Origin of the sequence: Candidatus Endomicrobiellum pyrsonymphae (assembly GCF_020328025.1) — a bacterium.
Lineage (GTDB): Bacteria > Elusimicrobiota > Endomicrobiia > Endomicrobiales > Endomicrobiaceae > Endomicrobiellum > Endomicrobiellum pyrsonymphae.
This window is the reverse complement of the sequence record NZ_JAIXMZ010000003.1, coordinates 1-18419: the sequence shown is the minus strand read 5'-3', so window position 1 is coordinate 18419 and position 18419 is coordinate 1. Positions and strand designations below refer to the sequence as shown.

The window sequence follows — 18419 nt, the reverse complement described above, 5'->3', positions numbered from 1 at the left end:
TCTTTATTGTTTCTGACAGCGCCCATAGCGCACATAAAGAGCATGCGTTTAACAAGAGGGCGACCAGCAGAAGTTCTACGCCTTTTGCTAGACTTACCGCTATCATTGGCATAAGGAGCAAGACCAGCTAAAGCAGCAATTTCTCTTAACAAGGTCGTAGTAGTTTTTCGCCTACTGATTTCACAGAACTTATTGCTTCTGCAATGCTTCAATGATTACTCTTGTGGAACCTTTGTCTCCTTTATCGTCAAAATATCCTTCACGATTGCGCTCTTTTTGAAGCATTCCTTTAAGATTTTCACGACGACTTATAAGCTCTTTTAACTGTTTGTTTTTGCCTTGCTCGTGTAATCTTACTGTTTTACTCTACGATCTTGCGCTCTTATGGACATTGTGAACTTCGGCTTCATAGTCGCCTGTTAAGTCTATTAAAACTAGTTGTTCATTACGTTCAATCTTGCTAAATAAGCAACAATATTCTTGTCAATGCTACCCTGATTAAAACACTCGATGGCAGACTGCTAAGGAAGAACGACTTATTTTTAAAAGGGGGAATAAAGACACGGTATTAAATTCCCCTTTCTCTGAAAAAGGAATCACTACAATCTTGCACTTTGCATTTCAGCGCGAAGGATTTTGAATTTAGACGAGGCTGTGCTACGTAGCAACGTATAAATTCAAAAGACGAACGCTACTGCGCTTGCCAGACTATATTGCCTGCCACTATAGTCATAACAGTTCCGCCTTTAAATTTCCTTCCTATAAAAGGCGAATTCTTACTTTTTGAAACTATATTTTCTTTCTTGAACTCATAAGAATATTTTGGATCTATTATTGTTATATCTGCAATATTTCCGTCTTTAAGAGATCCTCTGTCGACAAGATTAAAAATCTTTGCAGGATTTAAAGTCATTTTTGATATTGCGTCTAAAAGACTTAAGACATTTTTATCCACAAGCTCGTTTAAAACGAGACTTAACATTGTTTCAAAACCGATGATACCAAACGGAGCTAAATCAAATTCTCTATTCTTTTCTTCGCGAGTATGAGGTGCATGATCTGTAGCTATACAATCTATCGTTCCATCTGCAAGACCCTGTTTTATTGCGTCAACATCTTTTTGCTCTCTTAATGGAGGATTCATTTTTGTATTTGCATCATAAACTTTTACAACATCATCGGTTAAAGTAAAATAATGAGGGCAAGTTTCTGCGGTAACTTTTATGCCTTTCTCCTTTGCCTGTCTTACTAAACACACTGACCCGGCAGTTGAAATATGAGCGATATGTAAATACCCACCTGTAAGCTCTGCAAGCATTATATCACGACTTACCATAACTTCTTCCGCCTGTTTTGGAATACCCCTTAAACCTAAAACTGTAGAATTTTTTCCTTCATTCATAACGCCATTTCTACTTAATTCTTTATCCTCACTGTGCGAAATAACGGGGAGCTTAAACATCTTTGTATATTCCAAAGTACGACGCATAATTTGTGAATTCGATATAGGCGACCCATCATCGCTAACCGCAATAATTCCGGCTTTTTTAAGAACTCCTATCTCCGAAAGTTCTACACCTTGAGATCCTTTCGTCGCGCAACCTACAGGAAAAACATTAATTAATCCTTCTTTTTGAGCTTTAAGAAGAACAAACTCAACGGTCGGAGCATTATCTATAACAGGCTTAGTGTTTGGCATACAAAAAACAGTTGTTATTCCGCCTTTTGCAGCTGAGCGCATACCTGTATAAATAGTCTCTTTGTCTTCTTGTCCCGGTTCTCTCAAATGAGAATGAACATCAATAAGTCCGGGAACAGCAATTTTGCCTTTTCCGTCAATAATTTTATCTGCGCCGCCTGAAAATCGCGATACAATTTTACCATTGTCAATAAAAATATCACCCACAATATCTTTATTCTGTGACGGATCAACTACTCTGATATTCTTAATCTGCAGACGCATTTTTCCTCTTTGGACTTAAAAGATATAAAACTGCCATTCTCACTGCTATTCCGTTTGTGACTTGTTCATTAATTACAGCATTTGAGCTATCGGCAACATCGGAAGAGATTTCTATTCCTCTATTCATAGGACCTGGATGCATAATTAATACACCTGGTCTTGCCGTCGCAAGTCTTTCTTTCGTCAACTGATAGAGCTCGACATATTCATGAACCGACGGAAACAAATTTTCTTTCTGGCGCTCAAGTTGTATTCTTAAAATATTTACTACATCAGCTTTTTTAACAGCTTCATCTAAATTGTAATACACTTTCACCCCCAAGTTTTCAATACCGATAGGAATCAAAGTCGGAGGACCAGCTACGGCAACTTCAGCGCCCATCTTTGTTAGCGCCCATATATTTGACTTCGCAACTCGCGAATGTAATATATCACCGACGAGTAACACTTTTAGTCCTTCAAATTTCTTCTTTTTTTCATACATAGTATATAAATCAAGAAGCCCTTGAGTAGGATGTTCGTGGAATCCATCGCCGGCATTTATTATAGATGCACTAAGATTTCTTGCGAGAATATCTGGCGCTCCGGCCAATGAATGCCTGATGATTATATAATCTGCTTTCATTGCTTCAAGAGTTTTACCTGTGTCTATAAGACTCTCGCCTTTTACAACACTTGAAGTATTTATGGCGACATTCACAACATCGGCAGAAAGCCTTTTAGCAGCAATTTCAAACGAAGTTTTTGTACGCGTGGATGGCTCATAGAATAAAGTTACTACTGTTTTACCTATCAACGTGGGAGCCTTCTTCACAGATCTTGTAAAAAGACTTTTAAACGGTTTCACCGAATCTAAAACTGTTTGTAAATCTTTTCTGTCAAAATGCTCAAGACCAAGTAAGTCTTTGCGAGTAAGAGACATTTTCGCTCCTATTGTATAATCAAATCGCTTTAAATTGCGCGGTGTCTTTGCGATGAATGAAATGACGGAGCAATCCAGCATTGTTGTTGTCTAGATTGCTACGATTTGTAGATGTTGCACAAGTCTCGCAATGACGAGGTGATGCTAAAAATTAACAGAGCAATTTAAAGCGATTTGACTATAATACCATTATTTTGCAACCGTAACTTTATCCATTCCATCTGTTTCTTCACATTCAACCTTGATAAATTTTTCACTTTGATATTTTACACCTACATACTTCGCTTCTATTGGAAGCTCACGAAAACCTCTGTCAACGAGAATCGCAAGTTGAATGGATTTTGGTCTGCCAAAATCCATTAAAACATCTAAAGCCGATCTTACAGTTCTACCTGTATAAAGAACATCGTCGATCAGAATTATATTTTTACGACTCATATCAAAGGGGATAACAGTATCCTTGATAACAGGCATATCAGAACCGAAATCGTCAAGATCGTCTCTGTGAAGCGTAATATCTAAAGTTCCAAACGATATTTGTTCTCTATCTATCCCCGCAAGCTTTGCAACTATGGTAAGAATTCTTTTAGCCAAAAATACGCCTTTATTTTGTATTCCGACAATCGTAAGCTCGCTTATTATATCTCGATTATCTTCAAAAATCTCTTTTGAAATCGTATCTACAGCGTTTTGAAATGCTTTAGCATCAAGTATAATTTTTGACATTTTATTTTTTTAATCCTTCGACATATTTTTCTATTCCATCTTTTTTGAGCTTCAAATCTTCTTCAACTACAGCTTCCGACATTTTCACTTTATAAACTTTAAGTTTCTCTTTTAAATTATCATCACTTACAGCTATAATCTGCACGGCTAAAATCGCCGCATTTACAGCGCCTGCTTTACCTACTGCAACCGTTGCAACAGGCACGCCTTTTGGCATTTGAACTATTGAAAACAGAGAATCCAAATTTGAAAGATTTTTGCTTTCAACAGGAACACCTATAACGGGAAGAATTGTTTTGGAAGCAATGACACCGGGAAGTGCGGCAGACATACCAGCGGCAGCTATAAAAATTTTTACCCCTGAGCTTTCTGCATCTTTGATACAGCGCTCTAAATGTTGAGCAGTTCTATGAGCCGAGGCTATACCTAAACTATAACCCAATCCAAACTCTTTCAATGTCTTAACAGTTTCTTTAATCAAAACTAAATCTGAACCTGAACCAACAATAATTGCAACATCGATTCTATTTTTCATTTAAAGTTCTCCATGCTATATCGCGTCTATAATACATACCCTCAAAATGAATAAGTCTAACATTTACATAAACTTTATCTATAGCATCTTTTATGTTGTTTGCTACTGAAGCAATACCCAACACCCTTCCACCGGAAGTAACAAATTTGCCATTTTCAAATTTTGTTCCGGCATGAAATACCATTGTATTTTTGTCATTTATATTTTCAATTCCTTTTATTTCAAAACCTTTTTTAAAACTTTCCGGATATCCGCCTGACGCAAGTACTACACAAACCGAAAACTCTTTTTTCCAATTAACCGTTATATTTGAAAGTTTTTGATTTAAAATTGCCATGCAAATATCGGTTAAATCTGTATCTAGTAGTGGCAAAACAGCTTGCGTTTCAGGATCACCAAAACGACAATTAAATTCCAAAACGTACGGAGAGTCGTCGTTCATAATTATACCAATGTACAAAACTCCTTTATAGTCAAGTTGTTCAGATTTTATACCACCTATAACTTTACGAGCGATGGCATCAATTTTTTTACTCACATTACCCATAGCCAAAGGAGCAGGAGCATATGCCCCCATACCGCCGGTATTTGGACCTCGGTCGCCATCGTATATACGTTTATGATCCTGGGAGACAGGCATCACAGAATAAGACACGCCGTCTGTAAACATTAAGCACGAAAGTTCTAGACCATTGATATATTCTTCTACAATTACGCTTGTTCCGGCATCGCCCAAAACCTTTTCGTTCATCATCCGCCTAACGGCATTTTTAGCATCTTCTCTGCCATTACACACATAAACGCCTTTACCGGATGCAAGTCCATCGGCTTTTACTACAACTTTATTATTTTCTTCCCAACTTTCTAAAAATTTTAAAGCGTCACCAACATTTGCAAAATTATTATACCGCGCCGTAGGAATACCATACTTCAGCATAAATTCCTTAGAATATATTTTGCTTGATTCTAATTTAGCGGCATTTTTTGATGGACCTACTATCTTTAAACCTTTAGTTTGAAAATAATCCACTATTCCCAAAGACAATGGAACTTCAGGACCTACAAAAGTAAAATCTATTTTATTTGCTTTAACAAAGTCTGCAAGTTTAGCAAAATCGTCTGCTGCAATATCTACGCTCTCAGCAATTTGCGATATTCCGCTGTTTCCCGGCGCACAATATATTTTGTCAACTTTAGAACTTTTTGCAAAACGCCAACATATTGCATGCTCTCTTCCGCCGGAGCCTATAACTAACAAATTCATTCAATCCCCTGACTATAAGTATTAAATTTCTTAGAAAATGTATTTATCGAAAAATTTCACTGTTGCAACAAAAATAACAAAAGCAAAAAATCAAAGTAATTATCATTGCTTTCCATTTCTGCCTGACAGCCTATGCCATCTCACTATTTCCATAAAACTTGCTTGAACGAATTTTAAACGCGTACTGGCTACGTGTTTCTTTGCTTAAATCCGCATAACTCAGTAAAACTCTTACACGACTCATTTTTTGGCGACCACTTCTTTTTGACCATACAAAAAGCCACACCACTGCCTTTTTCATCGAGACTATTGCCATCTTGAAACAAACAACTCACGCAACAACCCATTTTACACGTCCTTTTTACAAATTTTCTGTAACAACGAGTTTACGTAATTCTACAAAATAACAAAAGTGTTAGCAATCAATTGTATTTTTGTCAGACGAAACAAAAGTACCAAAATTTCTTGCCACTGAGCTTCATTCACATTTCAAGGAGTTATTTGCCAGTATTCTTAATTAAGTAATCGGAAATAGCTATGCCGGACAAATAATGTTTAATTAAATCTTTATGTTCCTTTGTTTCAGAGGATTGTTCTATTTCTCCTGTTTTACTCCGATTCCACTTATAGAATGCTGCCTCGCCATTATTGAAATTATACTTTACAATGCTACTGTTATTCATTATAAAACCATTATCTATTGAAATAATATTATTATTGGTCTGATTTGATAAAAGATTTTTACCCATAGCTGTATATTCCGTGCTTGAAATCGATACATTGTACAAAGTTGGCAAAATGTCTAAATGTGAACCGAAAACAGAAGTGTCTATGTTTTTAGGTTTCAACGTATTGGGAATGTATAGATAAAATGGAACTCTGAATGAATCTAGCATCGTCTTTTCTGAATAACCTATAACGTTCCAAAAATTATGATCACCTGTAACTGCTATAATGGTGTTATCTGCATATTTTGATTTTTGTAATAAACCTGCCAAGCATTTCGTTTGAGTACTGATAAGTAATAAATCTTTTATCAGCAAGCCTCCTTCCTATTATGTTCTTATCCAAGGTCTCAGGGACATTAAGAGGAAGAGGTTTATAATCATTTGGTATTGAATACGGAGGATGATTACTTGTTGTCATAACATAAATAAATTTTTGTTTTTCGTTTTGACTTAACACTTCAAACAAATATTCAAAAAGATGTTCATCATAAACACCCCATTGACTGCGAGTCTAAGCATTATCCATACTGCCATCGCCTAAAACATTATCAAAACCAGTGTTTGGCATAAAATTGCCTACATTTCTCCAGCCTACGTTACCGCCATATAAAAAAGTGGTTTCATAACCTTTATTTCTATAAGGTATTGGACCTGAAAAAGCATATTTTTTGTATGCATATTCTGATTGTGATAAATAGATTGAAAACGGTAATCTTACTACGTTTGTAATAATACCTTCGAGGCTTCCTATAGTGCCTTCATGCGCTGGTAAAAAATTATAAAAAACCAAATCTGTGTCGAAATGTTTTTTTAATTCGCCCAAAACATTAAACGTTTCGGAGTTATATTTTGCTAAATCTCCACCAAAACTTTCCATAACAATAAGAATAACATTTGGCTTTAAATCTTCTATCGCTTTATTATATGGCAGTACGCAAGATAAAGAGTCCTCAGGATTTTTTTCAGGGATATCGCTAATGTTAATATTTAAATAATCCGCAAATGCTTTTCTTATATCACTTTCATATCCGGCTTTTGTTGCGTAATCAACTTTATTATTGTCTTGATGTCTAAGTTCTATGGCATTTTGTAAAGTATATATTCCGTTTATGGAAACTTTATTTAAAAACGAATTTGAAGAAACTTCCGCGTTATCCATACCAAGAGGAAAAATTCCAAAAGAACCTCTTGCCGCCATGAAATTAACCAATATCATTGCAACAGCAACCACTATTTTAAACACATACTTTCTTGGAAAAACATCTTTCTCATATTTTAAAACCAACATATATTTTGAAAGAATAAAAATTATTACATACAACAAAATAAAACTGCCAACTGCTAGAAACAGATTATAATTCTCAGCAAACGTTGACAGTAATGCCTTAGTATCATCTTCAAACAGTCCAAAAATCAAAATATTGAAATGATTTTGAAAATATGAATAGAAACCAAAATCAAAAATTAACAAAAGAAAAAGACTTCCCACGAAGATAGTGTAATATAATTTAAAAAAAGTAATAATATTTTTAAGTATAAGTTCCTTATTAACAAACAATAAAATAACCAAACAAAAAGTTATAGGGATATTCAAATATGCCAAAACTGCTAAATCATATCTCACGCCCATATAAAATGCTTTCAATATATCAAAACCAAGCTCTTCAAAACTCAGTCCCTTGCCATAGTACGTAAAAAATACGAAACGAAATACCGACATCAACAATAAAAATATAAAATTAATAGATATTATTTTAAAAATTAACGACTTAAAATTTTTTGTTATACATTTATCCTCAAATTTTTAAAAACTTATGAGATTTTTGAGCAAAAGGAATAAACAGAAGAATGATAAAATATCACAGAAACATATTGATAACTGAAATATCAAAACGTAATCCATAAATAAATGAAAATATTACATTTCTTAATGGTATATTTGAAAAAGTATTATGATATACAGTATAAAACAAGAAACGAAATAACGAGAATATTATTCGAGAATATTATTCAAGATGACAAAAAACATATCAACGCAACATTTATTTTGAGTTTTACATCCTGCTGACACTGTATAAATAAAATATTTTTTTATTTATATTCCACATTAGATCCCTTTTCAATTCATTTTTTCTTATCCTTTTTCAATGGTTCCATTTGAATTGAAGTTTCCACTGAAAAAATTTCACGCATCATATTAATTCAACGCCTTTTTTACCATTTTTAATATATCCTATTGCCTCTGCGTCCTTAAAAAATCTCTTCACCTGCGTGGCAACATTAGCGTGAACAATTAAAATCATCCCTATTCCCATATTGAGCGTCCTATAGATGTCTTCTTCAGGAACGTTTCCTTTTTCTTGAACAAGTTTGAAAATTTCAGGAACTTTCCACGAACCTTTTTCAATAACCACTCTGATATTTTCAGGCAAGATTCTTGCTATTTTGTCATAGAAACTCCCACCTGTTATATGGGCAATACCTACTATATCTTGTTTTTCTGAGTTGAATTTTGTAAGAGCGGCAAGAATCTCTTTAACGTAGATCCTTGTGGGAGCAAGAAGCTGTCTTGAATATTTTTTTAATTCTGAATCCGAGAAAACTTTTCTTATAAGAGAATATCCGTTTGAATGAGGTCCGCTTGACGGCAATCCTATTATTACATCGCCGGATTTTATTTTACTTCCGTTAATTTCTTTCCCTTTTTCAATGATGCCAACTGAAAAACCTGCTAAATCGTATTCTCCATCTTTATAAAATCCGGGCATTTCGGCAGTTTCTCCACCTATAAGTTGTGAACATGACAATTTGCATCCTTTAGCTATACCTTTGATAACTTGCTCTGCCTGATCCACATTAAGTTTGCCACAGGCAAAATAATCTAAGAAAAATAAAGGCTTTGCACCGACACATATTAAATCATTTACGTTCATTGCAACCAAATCTATTCCTACAGTATCGTGCTTATTTAACAGAAAAGCAAGTTTTAACTTTGTACCTACCCCGTCTGTAGAACTGACAAGATTGTATTTTGTCCCGACTATGGGGAATAATCCTCCAAAACCACCTATTTTAGGTAACTTTTTCTTAAGTCTTTTTACAAGTTCGTTGCCTGCCTCAATGTTTACGCCTGCTTTTCTATATGTTGTTATAGACATTTGTATTCCCTCTTCTTATCAATTTACAATTGAACTTCTTTTACTTACAACCAAAATAAACAATACACTCACAACTATTAAAGCATGGCAATAATACACGCGCGGCAAAATACTAATAGGCGATATGCCCGCAAGAGACGCTGCAAGCAAAACCTGCGTACCGTGTGGAAGCAACCCTTTTACTCCACATGCGAACACTTCGAGTATGGTAGCAGAATAGTGAGGAGAAATCTCATTGTTTTTAGCTATATCTTTAGCTATTTTTCCACAACAAATTATGGCTATAACATTGTTTGACAAAAGAAACGTAAACATGATCGCCAAGCCACTTATGATAAACTGAGGCAACTTGGATTCAGTTTTGCCTCTTAAAATACGTTTGGATATAACATTTGCAGTTTCTTTTACCACATCATTGCCTATAAGTCCAGATAAACCTCCGACCATTAAACCAAGCAAAAGTACCCCATATACTTTTAAAAATCCAGAATTCATGCCATTACAAAATGTTAGCAGAGAATAATCAGAGCGATAGCAAAGACCTATAACACCAGAGAATAATATGCTAAGCATCAAACAAACCAAAACATTTACTCCGTTAAAAGCCAGAACCAACAAAGCAACGTATGGTAGAATTAATATTAGAGAAAAATCGTGGCCGTGCATTTGATCTGCAGTTATTGTCACGGAAAACCACATAGCAATAATAGCTATTATAACGGCAACGGATGCTATTTTGAGATTTATACTAAATTTCTTTTTGACATTTGCGCCTTGAGACGATATAGCTACAATTGTAGTATCCGAAACCAGCGACAAATTATCTCCAAAAAAAGCCCCTCCTATAACTGCGCCCATAGCGACAGGCATTGAAAGACCATTAGCATGCAAGCAAAAATTAGCAGCTACCGGTCCTACAGCAGCTACCGTTCCAAGAGCCGAACCTATGGCAGTTGATAAAAAAGCAGATATTAAAAATATTCCTACTAGTAAGAACTTTCCGGGAACAAAAGATATTATGAAATTTACCAAAGAGTCTATCGCGCCTATGCTTTTAGTCACCTCTCCAAAAGCTCCGCTTAATAGAAACAACACGCACATATATATGATATCTTTCTCGCCAATTCCTGAGAGAAAATCTGTTGTTTTTTCTTCTGTGGGTTTGTGATTTCTCACCCATGCTAAAATTATAGACGGTACTATCGCAACCACAGGCGGTAGTATAGTAAACGACTCTGCATAACCCATTAGAGAAAAATATATTCCGCTACCAACAAAAATAAATACAAAAAGAAGAATCGGGGCAAATGCCCATAATATATTCATGGATCAAACTTCCTCGCTATAAAAATCTAAGAATGTTTATTTCCTGCTACCCGGTTTTATTGCAACACTCCCATTCTTACACATAGGACATTCGCCTTCTTTATAGCTTTTCACTTCAAGACTTAATAGAGAATATCTTGGAACACCAAAGTCTATTTTCCCAGCGCTTCTATCAACAAGAGATCCAATTGCAACAACTTTTGCCCCTGAAGATTTTAAGGAATCTATAACTTCTCTTGTGGAAAGACCAGTTGTTATAACATCTTCAACTACTAAAACTCTTTTGCCATCATTTACAAAAAATCCTCTTCGTAAAGCAACATTTCCGTCAACTCTTTCGGTAAATATTGCGCTCGTACCTAACGCTCTTCCCATTTCATGACCAATAATAACGCCGCCCATTGCCGGAGAAACAACAACATCAATCTCTATATTATTTTCTTTAATTTTTTCTGCTAGTTCTTCAGCTAGTTTTGCCGCTTCTGTTGGATGTTGTAAAATAAGAGCCGACTGAAAATACGTATCGGAATGAAGTCCGCTTGAAAGCTTAAAATGGCCGGTTAAAAGGGCGTTGTTTTTCTTAAATAATTCTTTTAATTGTTCTTGCTGCATATATTATACATCCTCAGGTAATTTTTTTTTCTTGCCTTTAAAAAATATATTTCTTGCTCCTAAAAACACCAAAACAAATCCCATCATAGTATTAATTATTTGAATAACAACGCTTGGGAAAATCTTTCCTGTAAGACTGCCGACCGATGCAACAAAAGTCAGAAAAATAGGAGCGGCTAACGAAAATCCAAACGCAAAAACACCTGATTCTTTTAAATTCATATTTCGCTTGCTGATTTCAAGCGAAAAAATTCCTGTAATAAACAAAATAGTAATAGGATTTGCGATAGTCAATCCAAATAACCAGAAAAACAGATCGTGACCTTGAAAAGTATTTGAATCCACAACATGTCCGGCAGTTATAAATAATACTCCAAATACCATTAAAGCTATGCCCACAACAATATCAAAAATTCTCTGATAACCTTGTATTTTTTTCATAATAGCAGATATTGAAAGAACAGCCAATCCGGTATATATAACGTCTGCAAGCGTTATACCTACAATACCTACTAACAGTTTTGCTATGGGCAAAGATAAAGAAAGACGGAAAACCAACATACAAATCGGACCTATGCCTCCAACCTGCAACAAAAGACCTATCCTTAGTCCATCGCGAAATAACTTGTTTGCATTTTTTACAGAAAGATTCATTTTATCAAAGTCCTCTCATAAATATTTTTTGTAGCTTCAGCAGGATTTTCAGCTTCAAGTATTGGTCTGCCTACAACTATAAAATCAGCACCTTCTTTTATCGCAACTTCCGGAGTTGCGACTCTTTTTTGATCATCATTAACCTTTAAAAGTCTGATACCCGGAGTAACGACATTAAAATCTTTTCCGCATTCTTTTTTAATAAGCGCTATTTCCAACGGAGAAGAAATCACACCATCAATCCCACAGGATTTTGTAAGTTTTGCCCTTCTTGTAACTTCTTCCGGAGTTATAATTTGGCTTGTTAAAACCGTTACCGCCCAAATTTTTGGTCTATTTTCAATAGCTGCGGCGGCTTTAAGCATTTCTTCTCCGCCTATTGAATGCGTAGTCAAACTAAACACACCCAACTCTCTTGCAGATTCAACCGAACGTTTCACAGTAACGGGAATATCGTGAAATTTTAAATCCAAAAATACTTCTTTCCCGTTATCTTTAATCATTTTTATTATTTCTTTGCCCGACTGCAAAAACAGTATAGGTCCGACCTTGTAAACATCAATATAAGGACTAGTTTCTTTTACAAGTTTTTCAGCTTTTTTAAAATCATAAACATCGAGAGCCAATATAATCTTTTTCATATTCCTTTTCCTTTTTTTATTGCGCTTTCTCAGAAAGTGGCGAAGCGAAGGCGAAGTCACCGGGATATGAGGTGTGCTAATGCCACAAGCACTGACAGTGTGTACGCGGGATCAAGGACTGCTTTTATTTTTTACAGTATTAAGCATACCAACTATTTGTTTTGCAGATTTAATATTTTTCTCTTTCAATATGTTTTCAACCTCATCAATAATAGTTATTAATTTTTTCGGAGAAACTAAGCTCGTGCTTCCGACGCTTACCATCGTTGCCCCTGCAAGCATAAATTCAACTGCGTCTTCACCCGTCGTTATACCACCGCAACCTATAATTGGTATCTTTATACTTCCATAAGAGTCATATACGCAACGCACAGACATCGGCTTTACACAAGCTCCTGACATTCCTCCTTTAACAGTAGAAAGTTTATGCTTAAAAGTTTTAACGTCTATAGCCATTGCGGGATAAGTATTTGCAAGAGTTACCCCATCTGCTCCTGTATTCTGCGCCACTAAAGCAAGTTCTGCAATATCAGTTACAAGCGGAGACAGTTTTGCAATAACAGGAACTTTCGACACTTTTTTTACTCCTTTTATTACATTCCGCATTAAGGGTAAATCGTGACAAACTATTTTCTTTTTTAAATTAGGGCATGACAAATTAAGTTCTATTGCAGATATGCCGTTTTGTCTACTCAATATTTTTACAGTTTCGACACACTCGTTTGTAGATGCCCCGGCAACGCTTACAATTATAGGCACGCCGATTTTGTTTAACTTTTCAAGAGGTTCTTCAACAAAAGCTCTAACACCAATATTTTGCAGTCCGATACTATTTAACATTCCTGAAGCTACTTCGGCAATTCTCGGTTGCAAGTTTCCCGAACGAGGTTCTAAAGTAATTGTTTTTGTTACAATACCGCCGAGTTGTTTCAACAAAATTAAGTCCTCAAGTTCATAACCATAACCGAAAGTCCCGGATGCCGTAAGCACCGGATTTTTAAATTTAATTCCCACAAAATTTATGCTCAAGTCTGGTTTCATTATTATTCTTCTATTTCAAATCTTTCAGAACGAACAAATCTAATACTGTTATAATCATTGAAATCTGTAAAACTAAATTGCCAAATTGAATAAGCATTATTGTTTAACGTCTTCTCAAAAAATAATGTTGTTACTTTCTTTTTTGTCACTGCTTGCCATTGTTTATATGGATAAAATAACTGTCGAATAATCACATTTGTAGTTGCAAAAGATTTTGCCTCAATTAAAACCACTTGCGATGTCCCCTCATAACCTGCATCTACTTCTGTTTGAACGCTCTTTACGTTTATTGTCTGTTTATTGACATTAAAATTAAAAGAAGGAGTATATTTTCTGCCTCGTATAGTTAAAACCAGCGAAGGATCTTTCATAAAAGTACGGATTAAACTGCTTGCGTACGCGTAATCTAAATATTGCATTTCTGAATTGCCTATTTTTGATGTTTCCAACACAAAATTAAGTTTAGAAGGATATATTTTAGTTTTCGTGTTAACTTTAGGGATATCAACATATCCTTCGCCTTTTATTATGTTGTAAAAACCATTTTTTACCGGCAGTAAAAACAAGTTATTATCAATAAAAATATCGGGACGATCTTTTCTGGTGTCTTGTTTGCATAAAATACGAACTTCTTTCTCGCTTGTTTTTTTAAATCCTTGACACGATTTTTTTATTTGAGTCGCGCTTAACAAAAATGGTGATTTATTAAAGTTATGTTGAAGTATTTTATAATCGTTACAAATTTTCAACCAAGATTTACTATTAGCCATTATATTTACCTTTTTCTTTTTAATACGTATTTTTCTTTAGGTTCTAATAACAACATAGGTTGTAAAAAATTGCAATTCAATTTATTGGCAGTCGTATCACTTACTTTAGTTGATCTTAAATTCTCAAATCTCTTTATAGATAAATCTAAATATTGTTTTTCTTTATCTATGCCAATAAACGTTCTATCATTTAGCATCGCTGCAATGCCTGTTGTCGAACTTCCGGTAAAAGGATCTAGCACAACATCGCCTCTATCAGTGCTCGCCAAAATTATTCTCTTAAGCAAATCTAACGGCTTTTGCGTTGGGTGTTTGCCAAATAGTTTTTCAGAAGGTTTTGGTGTACCAATTGACCATACGCTACGCATCTGCGTTCCACTTTTTTTTAGAGAATCTTCTTGCCACTTTCCGTTTTTCATTAAATCGTAATTAAAAATATGCTTACTTTTTTTATTTTTACGCGCCCAAATTAAAGTTTCATGACTAGCGGTAAAAAAACGACAACTCAAATTAGGCGCTGCATTCGGCTTAAACCAAGCTATATCGTTTAAAAAATGATATTCATTGATTTCTAAAGCCACGCCACACTGATAAATGGAATGATATGTGCCGCTTACCCAAATTGTGCCATTCAATTTTAAAACTCTTTTACATTCCTTTAACCATTCGATGTGAAATTTTAAATTTTCCTGCGCGCCGTTGCCTAGGTCCCAATTGCCTTTTTTCACGCTTACTCGTTTGCCAGCGTGGCACGTAAAAGAACCATTTGACAAAAAATAAGGAGGATCCGCAAATATCATATCTACGGAATTTGCAGACAACGATTTTAAGACATCAATACAGTCGCCATTATACAGTGTAAATTCTTTTCTTAAATAATATTCTTTCATTGTTATTCAATTTTTATTTTTTTAGTGCATTTCCGACAAAAGATCTCCTCTTCTTCATCCGCAAATTCTCTTCTTATAAATTCCAATTTACCATCAACCAGCTCAAAAACATCATAGCTATTTAGATTTGAAACAAATTCTGTTGAACCACACTTGCAAGGTTTCATCAAATTATCTAAGCTCCTTCATTACATCAAACACATGAAAAAAATCTTACGACGAGAAGCAGCCTCTCATTCTGCCAATCTTCAATCCCGATCAATCTCCCTACCCAAATAGTCGAAGTTTGCAACTGCGCTACTTATCTGTGCGTTCCTTGTCCGTCGCGTCGCGACCTCGCAAGGTCGAGGCAAAAAAAAGACAAAGGGGGATGGGAAGTGAGAAGGATATGGGCAATAGAACAGGGCGACTGTGACAACAACTGACAAAATATTACATCTTTCACGCGTTTATCGCGAGATGTAATACCCAATATCTATAATTCCACTTGTTCAATTTTAAAAACAGGACCGTCTTTGCATGTCATTTTAATTTGACCGTTTATTTTTACGGCACAACCTTGACAGTTCCCTACGCCACATGCCATTTTTTCTTCAAGCGATGCAAATCCTTTTACATTTTTTGATTTTGCAATCTGTGAAACTTTTTTAAGCATGGGAGTTGGACCACAAACAAATATAACATCATTTTCTTTTAGTTTTTCTGCCAATACGTCGGTAATATAACCTTTATGTCCTTTTGAACCATCTTCAGTAGAAACATCAACTTTCCAACCTATTTTTTTAAACTTATCAAGACATAATAAATCTTTTTTTGAACGCGCGCCGTAATATAAAATTCCTTTTTTTTTCAATTTAGTAGCAAGAAAGTACACTGACGCTATTCCGGTACCGCCCGCAACGATAACATGATTTGATTCTTTATAAGTTTCTAAATCATACCCTTTGCCTAAAGGTCCCAAAAGCTGCAGTTCGCCTGACCGCATTGAAGACAAAATTTTTGTACCTTTACCGACAACTTTATATAAAAAACTTGAAGTATTTTTACCAACGTCATGAACGCTTATAGGACGACGAAGAAAAACGCCCGGCGCGCCAATCATAAAAAACTGACCCGGAAAACAATGTTTAGAGATACCATCTACTTTAATTTTTAACTCAAAATAATCGTTGCAGATTTCTTTATTGGAAATTATTTTACAACTTTTATCAAATCTTTTTGATATAGACACTTGCTCCTCACAAACGCTACTGAACAATAACGAATTAACAAATGGACACCCCATCAGGTGAAGTTTACCCTAGAAAGTCTTTATTGAGGAACTGTCACTCTTTCATTATACTATATCTACCGTTTGGAAAGATACAAGCAAAAATCAACGTAACAAATACTAAAATTGTACTGCAGACGACAAGTTCGCCATAGTTTATACTGTCTATCTTCTTTCCCTCATTTACTCCTTCTATTTCTGTTTCATTACTATTTTTAAACTCAACATTATATTCTTCTGTTTTATTATTTATTCCAAACATTTTCAACCTTTCTTGTTTGCATTGTTCGATATATGCCTAATTTTGGATACTTCGGTCGTTTTGCTTCCTCAGCATGACAAACCGGTAACAAACAACGTTATGCTTTCAACAACTCCTCTTCAGCCACAGCTACTGCCTTACCTTTTTCAACTTTTACGCCGAGCTCGCTTAAAACCATTTCAAGGCATGCAAAGCCTACAAGCAAATCAGCTTTTCCGATATAACCCATATGCGCAAATCTTATAATTTTGCCTTTCAAATCGCCTTGTCCGCCGGCAACTGATACTCCATATTTTTCTCTCAATGTTTTAACTATTTCTACTCCAATTTCAGCAGGAACAGAAACGCTTGTAACAACTTCACATGGGACTTCACCAAAAAGATTTAAGCCCAAAGCTTTCATACCAGCTCTGGCAGCTTTGGCAAGGATTTTATGATCGTTCCACATATTTTCCAAGCCTCTTTCCTTGATAAGTCTTATTGATTCTTGAAGAGCTACAATAAGAGTTACAGGAGGAGTAAAGGGGGTTTCATTTGTAGCATAGGATTCTTTATATTTTTTAAGATCAAAATAGAATTTAGGAATTTTTGAAGTTTCGGCAAGTTCCCACGCTTTATCGCTCAACGTTATGAACGCAAGTCCTGGAGCAAGCATAAATCCTTTTTGAGAACATGAAACTACAACATCGATCTTCCAATCGTCTGTTCTAAATTCCTGACCTGCAAGCCCTGAAATTGCGTCAACAACCAAAACAGCATTTGTTCTTGAAACTACTTCACCAATAGATTTAATATCATTAGCAACACCTGTCGATGTTTCTGTAAACGTAGTATAAACAGCTTTAATGTTTGAATTTGACTTAAGAACTCTTCCTATTTCTTCAGGTTTTACAACTTTTCCCCACTCAACAGAAACCGAAATAACTTTTACACCATACTCTTCGGCTATTTTTATCCATCTATCGCCAAAATTTCCACAGCTCGCTACTATAACTTCATCTCCCGGACTTAAAATATTTACAACAGCCATTTCCATGGCACCGGTACCGGATGTAGCAAGCGTGTACACCTCGTTTTTTGTCTGAAAGACATATTTTAAACCTTCTGCGACATCTTTGTAAATAGCCGCAAACTCGCTTGTTCTGTGGTGGAGTATCGGCAGAGCTTCTTTAAGAGCAACTTCAGGTGGAATCGCGGTAGGCCCCGGCGTTAGCAGATAGCGCTTCATCATTTTCTGCTTCTTCCACTATTTTTTCTTACGACTTTACTCTTATTTTTTGCAAGCTGTTCTATCGCTAAAGAAATTACATCGTCCATGTGAGCAACAGGTATCATCTGCAGTTTTTTTCTTATATCCTCAGGTATATCAACCAAATCTTTTTTATTACCCTCAGGGAACAAAATCATTTTCATTCCTTCTCTATAAGCCGCTAAAACTTTTTCTTTTAACCCGCCAATCACTAACACTCTTCCCCTCAGTGTAACTTCACCCGTCATTGCAATTTTTTTCTTAACAGGTTTGTCCATACAAACCGAAGCAAGAGCTGTTGCCAAAGCAATACCAGCGCTTGGTCCATCTTTTGGCACTGCGCCTTCTGGAACATGCACATGAAAATCGGTTTTTGAAAACATATTCTCATCTATTTTGAGTTTGTTT

At 35.4% G+C, this 18419-nt stretch carries 21 protein-coding genes and 1 pseudogene; all 22 read right to left on the bottom strand.

Going from position 1 to position 18419, the window contains the following annotated elements; translation table 11 throughout:
• The coding region (locus LE180_RS00670; RefSeq protein WP_374133598.1) for a transposase at positions 1-152 on the bottom strand (152 nt) is incomplete at its 3' end.
• Positions 153-691: 539 nt separating this feature from the next.
• The gene (locus LE180_RS00665; RefSeq protein ID WP_374133569.1) at positions 692-1963 is read right to left on the bottom strand and encodes a dihydroorotase; all 1272 of its coding nucleotides are present in this window, start codon (positions 1961-1963) and stop codon (positions 692-694) included.
• Positions 1947-2885, bottom strand: a complete 939-nt coding sequence (locus LE180_RS00660; RefSeq protein ID WP_374133568.1) for an aspartate carbamoyltransferase catalytic subunit — start codon at positions 2883-2885, stop codon at positions 1947-1949. Before LE180_RS00660 ends, LE180_RS00665 begins: the two co-directional genes overlap by 17 nt.
• A gap of 189 nt (positions 2886-3074) precedes the next feature.
• Positions 3075-3611, bottom strand: coding sequence for a bifunctional pyr operon transcriptional regulator/uracil phosphoribosyltransferase PyrR (gene pyrR / locus LE180_RS00655; protein ID WP_374133567.1), 537 nt, complete (start codon positions 3609-3611; stop codon positions 3075-3077).
• Between the two features lies 1 nt (position 3612).
• Entirely contained in the window at positions 3613-4146 is a 534-nt protein-coding gene (gene purE, locus LE180_RS00650) for a 5-(carboxyamino)imidazole ribonucleotide mutase (RefSeq protein ID WP_374133566.1), read from the bottom strand.
• A complete protein-coding gene (gene purD, locus LE180_RS00645; RefSeq protein ID WP_374133565.1) occupies positions 4136-5410 on the bottom strand; it encodes a phosphoribosylamine--glycine ligase in 1275 nt (424 codons plus the stop codon). The genes purE and purD overlap by 11 nt, the downstream gene beginning before the upstream one ends.
• Before the next feature lie 188 nt (positions 5411-5598).
• Entirely contained in the window at positions 5599-5757 is a 159-nt protein-coding gene (locus LE180_RS00640) for a hypothetical protein (RefSeq protein WP_374133564.1), read from the bottom strand.
• Positions 5758-5907: 150 nt separating this feature from the next.
• Positions 5908-6408, bottom strand: a complete 501-nt coding sequence (locus tag LE180_RS00635; protein ID WP_374133563.1) for a hypothetical protein — start codon at positions 6406-6408, stop codon at positions 5908-5910.
• Positions 6371-7426: pseudogene (locus tag LE180_RS00630) on the bottom strand (LTA synthase family protein). Before LE180_RS00630 ends, LE180_RS00635 begins: the two are co-directional and overlap by 38 nt.
• A 904-nt stretch (positions 7427-8330) precedes the next feature.
• On the bottom strand, positions 8331-9290 hold the full coding sequence (gene purM / locus LE180_RS00625) for a phosphoribosylformylglycinamidine cyclo-ligase (protein ID WP_374133597.1): 960 nt from the start codon (positions 9288-9290) through the stop codon (positions 8331-8333).
• 24 nt (positions 9291-9314) lie between these two features.
• A complete protein-coding gene (locus LE180_RS00620; protein ID WP_374133562.1) occupies positions 9315-10622 on the bottom strand; it encodes a Na+/H+ antiporter NhaC family protein in 1308 nt (435 codons plus the stop codon).
• Between the two features lie 36 nt (positions 10623-10658).
• Positions 10659-11234: an orotate phosphoribosyltransferase gene (gene pyrE, locus LE180_RS00615; protein WP_374133561.1), complete on the bottom strand. Its 576-nt coding sequence runs from the start codon at positions 11232-11234 to the stop codon at positions 10659-10661.
• Positions 11235-11237: 3 nt separating this feature from the next.
• Complete coding sequence (locus LE180_RS00610; RefSeq protein ID WP_374133560.1) at positions 11238-11888, bottom strand: LysE family transporter; 651 nt, start codon at positions 11886-11888, stop codon at positions 11238-11240.
• Entirely contained in the window at positions 11885-12529 is a 645-nt protein-coding gene (gene pyrF, locus LE180_RS00605; protein WP_374133559.1) for an orotidine-5'-phosphate decarboxylase, read from the bottom strand. The genes LE180_RS00610 and pyrF overlap by 4 nt, the downstream gene beginning before the upstream one ends.
• 111 nt (positions 12530-12640) lie before the next feature.
• The gene (locus LE180_RS00600; RefSeq protein ID WP_374133558.1) at positions 12641-13570 is read right to left on the bottom strand and encodes a dihydroorotate dehydrogenase; all 930 of its coding nucleotides are present in this window, start codon (positions 13568-13570) and stop codon (positions 12641-12643) included.
• Positions 13571-13572: 2 nt separating this feature from the next.
• Complete coding sequence (locus LE180_RS00595; RefSeq protein ID WP_374133557.1) at positions 13573-14340, bottom strand: hypothetical protein; 768 nt, start codon at positions 14338-14340, stop codon at positions 13573-13575.
• 5 nt (positions 14341-14345) lie between these two features.
• Positions 14346-15230, bottom strand: coding sequence for a site-specific DNA-methyltransferase (locus tag LE180_RS00590; protein WP_374133556.1), 885 nt, complete (start codon positions 15228-15230; stop codon positions 14346-14348).
• A gap of 2 nt (positions 15231-15232) precedes the next feature.
• Positions 15233-15397, bottom strand: a complete 165-nt coding sequence (locus tag LE180_RS00585) for a hypothetical protein (protein ID WP_374133555.1) — start codon at positions 15395-15397, stop codon at positions 15233-15235.
• A 308-nt stretch (positions 15398-15705) separates the two neighbouring features.
• Positions 15706-16461 carry a dihydroorotate dehydrogenase electron transfer subunit gene (locus LE180_RS00580; RefSeq protein WP_374133554.1) on the bottom strand — a complete coding sequence of 252 codons (756 nt, stop codon included), beginning with the start codon at positions 16459-16461 and terminating at the stop codon, positions 15706-15708.
• A 94-nt stretch (positions 16462-16555) separates the two neighbouring features.
• On the bottom strand, positions 16556-16762 hold the full coding sequence (locus LE180_RS00575; RefSeq protein WP_374133553.1) for a hypothetical protein: 207 nt from the start codon (positions 16760-16762) through the stop codon (positions 16556-16558).
• Positions 16763-16859: 97 nt separating this feature from the next.
• Entirely contained in the window at positions 16860-17993 is a 1134-nt protein-coding gene (locus LE180_RS00570; protein WP_374133552.1) for an alanine--glyoxylate aminotransferase family protein, read from the bottom strand.
• The coding region (locus tag LE180_RS00565) for a S16 family serine protease (protein WP_374133551.1) at positions 17990-18419 on the bottom strand (430 nt) is incomplete at its 5' end. The genes LE180_RS00570 and LE180_RS00565, both read right to left, overlap by 4 nt.